The 7,322-nt window shown below is 64.4% G+C and carries 6 protein-coding genes; all 6 read left to right on the top strand.

The annotated features are described in order from the left end of the window. Nucleotides 1-374 precede the first annotated feature (374 nt). The 6 genes from urtA to DOM58_RS13910 all read left to right on the top strand — a co-directional run bounded on the left by urtA (nucleotide 375) and on the right by DOM58_RS13910 (nucleotide 7,124). Nucleotides 375-1,688 (top strand): urea ABC transporter substrate-binding protein, encoded by a 1,314-nt coding sequence (gene urtA / locus DOM58_RS13935; RefSeq protein WP_110693345.1) that lies wholly within the window; start codon nucleotides 375-377, stop codon nucleotides 1,686-1,688. 178 nt (nucleotides 1,689-1,866) lie between these two features. Then, entirely contained in the window at nucleotides 1,867-3,495 is a 1,629-nt protein-coding gene (gene urtB, locus DOM58_RS13930) for an urea ABC transporter permease subunit UrtB (protein WP_110693344.1), read from the top strand. After that, nucleotides 3,492-4,613 (top strand): urea ABC transporter permease subunit UrtC, encoded by a 1,122-nt coding sequence (gene urtC, locus DOM58_RS13925; RefSeq protein WP_110693343.1) that lies wholly within the window; start codon nucleotides 3,492-3,494, stop codon nucleotides 4,611-4,613. Before urtB ends, urtC begins: the two co-directional genes overlap by 4 nt. A gap of 83 nt (nucleotides 4,614-4,696) precedes the next feature. After that, nucleotides 4,697-5,485: an urea ABC transporter ATP-binding protein UrtD gene (gene urtD, locus DOM58_RS13920; protein WP_425353398.1), complete on the top strand. Its 789-nt coding sequence runs from the start codon at nucleotides 4,697-4,699 to the stop codon at nucleotides 5,483-5,485. Beyond that, entirely contained in the window at nucleotides 5,485-6,180 is a 696-nt protein-coding gene (gene urtE / locus DOM58_RS13915; protein ID WP_075562937.1) for an urea ABC transporter ATP-binding subunit UrtE, read from the top strand. The genes urtD and urtE overlap by 1 nt, the downstream gene beginning before the upstream one ends. Next, nucleotides 6,177-7,124 carry an urease accessory protein UreD gene (locus tag DOM58_RS13910; protein WP_110693342.1) on the top strand — a complete coding sequence of 316 codons (948 nt, stop codon included), beginning with the start codon at nucleotides 6,177-6,179 and terminating at the stop codon, nucleotides 7,122-7,124. Before urtE ends, DOM58_RS13910 begins: the two co-directional genes overlap by 4 nt. Nucleotides 7,125-7,322: the final 198 nt, after the last annotated feature.

Genomic DNA, 7,322 nt, shown 5'->3' with positions numbered 1-7,322 from the left:
CGCTTCTCTGTGCGCCTCTTCAGTGCGCCTCTCTGATGCGCCTAACTATGCACCTTCATGTGCCGCTTGCCGGTTTCGATGCGCTTCCGAGCACGAAAATGGTGCATTGCCCGCGGCGGACTGGCGCCTGCTGCGCCAACCGTGAAAGTCCTGACGGATTTGCGGGTCTTTTTCTGCACCAATTTCTTTCTCGTTGGACGAAGTTCTCCCTCTTTTCTCGTTCCTTGTATACAAAAAATGAGTGCGAAGAGATCAAGGCACGAAAAATGCATAGGTTTCTCCGATCGTTGCCGGTGCGTCCTCGCACAGGGCTTTCGATCACCGGGCCGATCAAGCCGATCATCAAGGGCCATGACCAGGATCAGGAGAACCCAATGACAACAAACTCCCTTCGCAAGTTGATAGCCGGCTCCAGCATCGCGTTGGGGCTGGCCGGCTTTGGCAATGCTGCCGTCGCCCAGCAGCAGGATGACGGCCCGATTCGGGTCGGTATCCTGCATTCGCTTTCCGGCACCATGGCGATCAGCGAGTCGACGCTGAAGGACGAGATGCTGATGCTGATCGACAAGCAGAACAAGGCGGGTGGACTGCTCGGTCGCAAGCTCGAACCGGTGGTGATGGACCCGGCATCGGACTGGTCGCTCTACGCTGAACAGGCGCGTGACATGTTGACCGGCGACGATCATGTCGACGTGATTTTCGGCAACTGGACCTCGGCTTCGCGCAAGGCGGTGCTGCCGGTGGTGGAAGAGCTCAACGGGCTGCTGTTCTATCCGGTGCAGTACGAGGGCGAGGAGTCTTCCGAAAATATCTTCTACACCGGTGCCGCGCCCAACCAGCAGGCGATTCCGGCAGTGGACTATCTGAAGAGTCAGGGCGTCGAGCGCTGGGCGCTGCTGGGCACCGACTACGTCTATCCGCGCACCACCAACAAGATTCTCGAGGCCTATCTCAAGGCCAACGGCGTCGCGGATGACGACATCATGGTCAACTACACGCCGTTCGGTTTCAGCGACTGGCAGTCGATCGTCTCGCAGGTCAAGGATTTCGGCAGCCAGGGCAAGAAGACCGCGGTGGTGTCGACCATCAACGGAGATGCCAACGTGCCGTTCTACAACGAGCTCGCCAATCAGGGGATCTCGGCGGGTGACATCCCGGTGGTCGCGTTCTCGGTGGGCGAGCAGGAGCTGACCGGCATCGACACCGCACCGCTGGTCGGCCACATGGCGGCGTGGAACTACTTCATGAGCGTCGACAGCGATGCCAACTACGACTTCATCGACGACTGGGTCGCCTATACCGGTAACGACGAGGCGGTGACCAACGACCCGATGGAGGCGCACTACATCGGCTTCAACATGTGGGTGCAGGCGGTCGAGAAAGCCGGCACCACCGATGTCGATGCGGTCAAGGATTCGATCATCGGCGTGACCGTGCCCAATCTGTCGGGCGGTGCCTCGACCATGATGCCCAACCACCACATCACCAAGCCGGTGATGATCGGCGAGATCCAGGACGACGGGCAGTTCAGCGTAGTCTGGCGCACACCGACGACCGTCGCCGGCGACGCCTGGTCGGATTACCTGCCGGAGTCGAAGAACCTGATCAGCGACTGGAGGGCCCCGCTGCGCTGCGGCAAGCTCGACGTCGAGTCGATGACCTGCGAAGACGGCCCGGGAGCGAACTGAGGTTAGAGCATGCATGAGCACGGCCGGAGCCGAGGGGTGTCCCTCGCGCTTCGGCCATCGATGTCGGTGCCCGTTGTCGTAGGAATAGGAGTAGGCGTGGGCGCCGACGACAGTGGATCTCGCGTCGTGTGTGACGGTGCGGGATCTCATTCGAGCATCGCATCGTGAGCGTTGAACCATGACCCCGAATTCTTCAGCAGGTGGCCGCTCTCTCGGTCGCCTGATCATCGAGTGTCTGCTGCTCTGCCTGCTGCTGCTCTGGGTGGCGGTTCTCGCCCGGCCCGCCGCGGCGGCGCCTGCCGAGCCCAAGACGCTACTGGAGGCACTCGATACCAATAGCTTCCAGGCCAAGGGCGACGCCGCTCAGGCGATCGCCGACAGCGATATCGAGCAGAAGACGCGCTGGCTGCAGGCGCTGCTCGACGGTCGCCTGGGCAAGGAGCGGCGCGGCGAGCGCTTTTACATCATTACCGATGATAGCGGTCGCGAGTGGCCGATCATCGACGCCATCACCCTCGAAGACGCCGGCACCGGCACCCGGCGCACGGTCGATGTCTTCAAGATCAACAACGACCTGCGCACGCGGCTCGAGGGGCTGCTGGCCTCGCTCTCCCTGAGCGCCGGTGACGAGGCATCACGGCTATCGGCGGCCAGTCGCCTGATCGGCGAGGTCACGGCCGACAGCGCCGACAGCGTGCGCAAGATGCGCGACCAGGAGAAGAGCGAGTCGGTTCGCGGCCAGTTGGATGTCGCACTGGCGCTCTTTGATGTGCAGCAGGGCGATGCCGATGCGCTCGAGACGCTTCGCGGCAATCTCGACACCCGCGTGCGCAATACCCTGACGCCGATCGCCGCCGGTGAATCGGCACTGGCCGCCGAGGCGCAGTCGGTACTCGGTGGTATCGAGAGCAAGCGGACCTGGTACGACCGCGCGCAGACGCTGTTTTTCGGCCTCAGCGCCGGGTCGATACTGGTGCTGGCGGCGATCGGTCTGGCGATCACCTTCGGTGTCATGGGCGTGATCAACATGGCGCACGGCGAGCTGATCATGATCGGTGCCTATACCACCTGGATGATCCAGCAGGCGCTGCCCGGTCAGCCGGGGCTGGCGCTGGCACTGGCGATTCCCGGCGGCTTCCTGGTCGCGGGCGCGTTCGGCGTGGTGATCGAGCGCACCGTGATCCGCTTTCTCAAGGGCCGACCGCTGGAGACGCTGCTGGCGACGTTCGGTCTCAGTCTCGTCCTGCAGCAGCTGGTCCGCAGCGTGTTTTCACCGCTCAACCGCCGGGTGGCCTCGCCGGACTGGCTTCAAGGGGCGTGGCAGATCAACGAGGCGCTGTCGCTGACGCTCAATCGTCTGGCCGTTCTGCTCTTCTGCCTGGTGGTCTTCGCCGGGCTATGGGCGCTGATGCGCTATACCCGGCTGGGGCTCGAGGTGCGTGCGGTGACCCAGAACCGGGCAATGGCCCGCGCCATGGGCGTGCGCGCCAGCCGCGTCGACATGCTGACCTTCGGGCTGGGGGCGGGCGTCGCCGGATTGGCCGGCGTGGCGCTGTCCCAGCTCACCAACGTCGGGCCGAACCTGGGCCAGAGCTATATCGTCGACTCCTTCCTGGTGGTGGTGTTCGGTGGCGTGGGCAATCTCTGGGGAACGCTGGTTGCGGGGATGTCGCTGGGGGTGATCAATCAGGTGCTGCAGCCCTGGGTCGGTGCCGTGCTGGCCAAGATCATCGTGCTGGTGGGCGTGATCCTGTTCATCCAGAAGCGCCCGCAAGGCATCTTCGCACCCAAGGGGCGGATCTCATGACGCTGACCGACAACCTCGGGCGTGGCGATCGTTCCCGTCAGGCCTTTCTCTCCCGCTCGACGCTGTTGACCAGCCTGGTGCTGATCGTCGGCATGCTGGCGGTGCTGATATTCAACGCGCTGCCGGACTCGAATGCTCTTCACGTCAGTGGGGCCACGGTGGCGCTGCTGGGCAAGTACTTCACGTACATGCTGCTGGCGCTGGCGGTGGATCTGATCTGGGGCTATCTGGGCATCCTCAGTCTGGGGCACGGCGCGTTCTTTGCGCTCGGTGGCTATGCCATGGGGCTCTACCTCAACGCGCAGACCTCGCCGCTACCCGGATGGCAGTCGATCATGAGCTATTTCCCGGTGGCGGCGCTGGCGATCCTGCTGGCGCCTGGCCTTTTGGCGCTGGTCTTCGGCTGGCTGGCATTTCGCTCCCGCGTTACCGGCGTCTACTTCTCGATCATCACCCAGGCGCTGACGTTTGCGCTGATGCTGGCGTTCAATCGCAACGAAATGGGGTTGGGTGGGAGCACCGGGCTGACCCGCTTCTACGAACTGCTGGGCTTCTCGCTGAGCGGCGAAGGCATGACCGTCGCGCTGTTCGTAGCCTCCGGCATGGCGGTGCTGCTGGCGTTCTGGCTATGCCGGGCGATCACGGTGTCGCGTCTCGGCCGGGTCAGCATGGCGACGCGCGATGCCGAAGCGCGGGTACGGTTCATCGGCTATCGGGTCGATCACGTCAAGCTGGCGCTATTCGTGGTGTCGGCGATGATCGCCGGCGTCGCCGGGGCGCTCTACGTGCCTCAGGTCGGGATCATCAACCCCAGCACCTTCGCGCCGCTGTTCTCCATCGAGGTGGTGGTGTGGGTGGCGCTGGGTGGCCGGGCGACGCTCTATGGCGCCTTGCTGGGCGCACTGGTCGTCAACTATCTGAAGACGGTGCTGACCGGCGCGATGCCGGATGCCTGGCTGTTCATCCTCGGTGGGCTGTTCGTGCTGGTCACGATGCTGCTGCCGCAGGGTATCGCCGGGGTGATTTCGCAGTGGCGCGGCAAACGACGGGATCACGAAGGGGGCCGAGATCGGCAGGAACAGCAAGATCGGCAGGAAAAGCAGGAGGCCAGCGCATGAGCGCGATCGATAGCACTCTCGACAAGTCCTCCCGTTTGGGGCGTCTGCGGGAACTCGCGCGTCCGGATCGGGTGTTCGACTTCATGGCGCCGGCGCAGTCGCCGGTGGATGTCCGTCACGGTCCGATTCTCTATCTCGAGGACGTCAGCGTCAGTTTCGACGGTTTCCGGGCCATCGATCGGCTCAATCTGACCATCGACGACGGCGAGCTGCGCTGCATCATCGGCCCCAACGGCGCGGGCAAGACGACGATGATGGACATCATCACCGGCAAGACCCGGCCGGATCAGGGCCAGGTCTGGTTCGGCAGTCGTCACAACCTGTTGACGCTGGACGAGCCGCAGATCGCCAACCTGGGGATCGGCCGCAAGTTCCAGAAGCCGACGGTGTTCGAGGCGCTCGACGTGAGCGAGAACCTGGAACTGGCCATGGCCGGCGATCGCCGAATCTGGAAGACCCTGCTGGCCCGCCTCGATCGGGAAGGCCAGGCCCGGATCGACGAAGTGCTCGAGACAACGGGGCTGACCTCGGAACGCTACCGCCTGGCCGGCGTGCTCTCCCACGGGCAGAAACAGTGGCTCGAGATCGGCATGCTGCTGATGCAGCGACCCCGGCTGCTGCTGGTCGACGAGCCCGTCGCCGGCATGACCGAGCCAGAAATGCACCGTACCGCCGAGCTGCTGACGCGGCTCGCAGGCAAGCAGTCGGTGGTGGTGGTCGAACACGATATGGGCTTCGTGCGCTCGATCGCCCGGCAGGTCACGGTGCTGCATCAGGGCAGCGTGCTGGCGGAAGGCACCATGGACGAGGTCGCCGGCGACCCGCGGGTGATCGAGGTCTATCTCGGCGGCGACGAGGAGGAGGCAGCCTGATGCTCAGCGTCGACAAGCTCGACCAGTACTACGGCGAGAGTCACATTCTCCGCGACCTGTCGCTCGACGTGCCCGCCGGGCGCTGCACCTGCGTCATGGGGCGTAACGGCGTCGGCAAGACGACGCTGCTCAAGACGATCATGGGCGAGGTGGCGGCGCGCAGTGGGGCGATTCGCTTCGACGGCGAAGACCTGCTCAAGCGTCGCCCGGAAGCACGGGCTGGCCTGGGCATCGGTTACGTGCCGCAGGGGCGCCAGATATTCGCCACGCTGTCGGTGGAGGAAAACCTGCGTATCGGCCTGCCGGCGAGGAGAGACAGGCAACGCAGGATTCCCGAGCGAATCTATGAGCTGTTCCCGGTGCTCGAGGAGATGCGCTATCGTCGAGGCGGCGATCTCTCCGGCGGTCAGCAGCAGCAGCTGGCCATCGGCCGGGCGCTGGTGCTCGACCCGAGGCTGCTGATTCTGGATGAGCCGGGCGAGGGCATTCAGCCCAACATCGTCGCCCAGATCGGTGAGGTCATCCGTCGTCTCAATCGCGAAGATGGTCTGACGGTATTGCTGGTGGAGCAGAAGCTGCCGTTCGCGCGCCAATACGCCGACGGGTTCATGATCATGGACCGCGGCCAGGCTGTGGCCAATGGCGATATTGCCGAACTGAGTGACGAATTGATCAAGCGACATTTGACGGTATGACGGCAGACCTTTCACGCCACTGGCGAACGGCGCCTGCGGATTCGGGCCATCGGTTCGATGCGAGCCGGCATTGGGACGCCTCGCTGTCGCTCGAGTTTGCCGCCCGTCCCACGGTAATGGCCACGGCAATGCCCGAGGCGACGTCAGCAGCAACGCGCACGCGGCTCATGCGCGCGCGTCATCACGGGCCGCTGCGGGTACAGCGGCCGTTCTACCCGGAGTCCCGAGTGGCGGGGCAGTCCGATCCCTGCCACATCTATCTGCTGCATCCGCCGGGTGGCCTTGTCAGCGGCGATGCCTTGAAAGTCGATGTGAGTGTCCAGGAGGCTGCCCACGCGGTGCTGACCACGCCGGCGGCGACCAAGCTCTATCGAGCGGACAGTCACGCCGTCGCCTGGTCCCAGATCAATCGATTCCGCGTCGAGGACGGCGCGATGCTTGAGTGGTTGCCGCAGGAAACCATCGCCTTCGATGGCTCCCGGGGCGAGCAGCAGACCGAGATCCGGCTACAGGGAAATGCACGCTGCCTGGGGTGGGAGATCATGGCCCTGGGGCGTCCGGCCAGCCATCTGCCGTTCGAGAGCGGGCGTATCGAGCAGCGCTTTCGATTGATTCACGACGGTCGTCCGCTATGGCTGGAGCGTCAGCCGCTGGATCCACGGCACCCGCGTTTCGTGGGCCGCTGGGGGCAAGGCGGGGCGACGGTGCAGGCAACGCTGTGGGCGGCCGGACTGCCTTCGACGCAGGACGCCGTGGACGCGATTCGCGCGGCGCTGCCGGCGGCGACGAACTGGGCGGTGACCCAGCGCCACGGTGTCTTGCTGCTGCGTTATCTTGGCGATTCGCGCAATGAGGCGTGGGCCCTGTGTCGGGCGGCCTGGGCTTGCCTCAGACCACTGCTGGTCGGGCGCCAGGTCTGCGAACCGAGGATCTGGCGAACGTGATCATCCAAAATCCGCTGTTCGTCGCGTTTTTGATAGCGTCCCGGAGCCGGCGCATGGCTTTTTTACAACGCCCCGGAGCCGGCGTCAGATTTTTACAGCGCCCCGAAGCCGGCGCATGGCTTTTTACAGCGCCCCGAAGCCGGCGTCAGTTTTTTACAGCGCCCCGAAGCCGGCGCAACATTGCAAAGCTCGTAGCTC

The organism is Salinicola halophyticus (assembly GCF_003206695.1).
Taxonomy (GTDB): Bacteria; Pseudomonadota; Gammaproteobacteria; order Pseudomonadales; family Halomonadaceae; genus Salinicola; species Salinicola halophyticus.
This window is presented reverse-complemented; position numbering and strand designations above follow the sequence as displayed.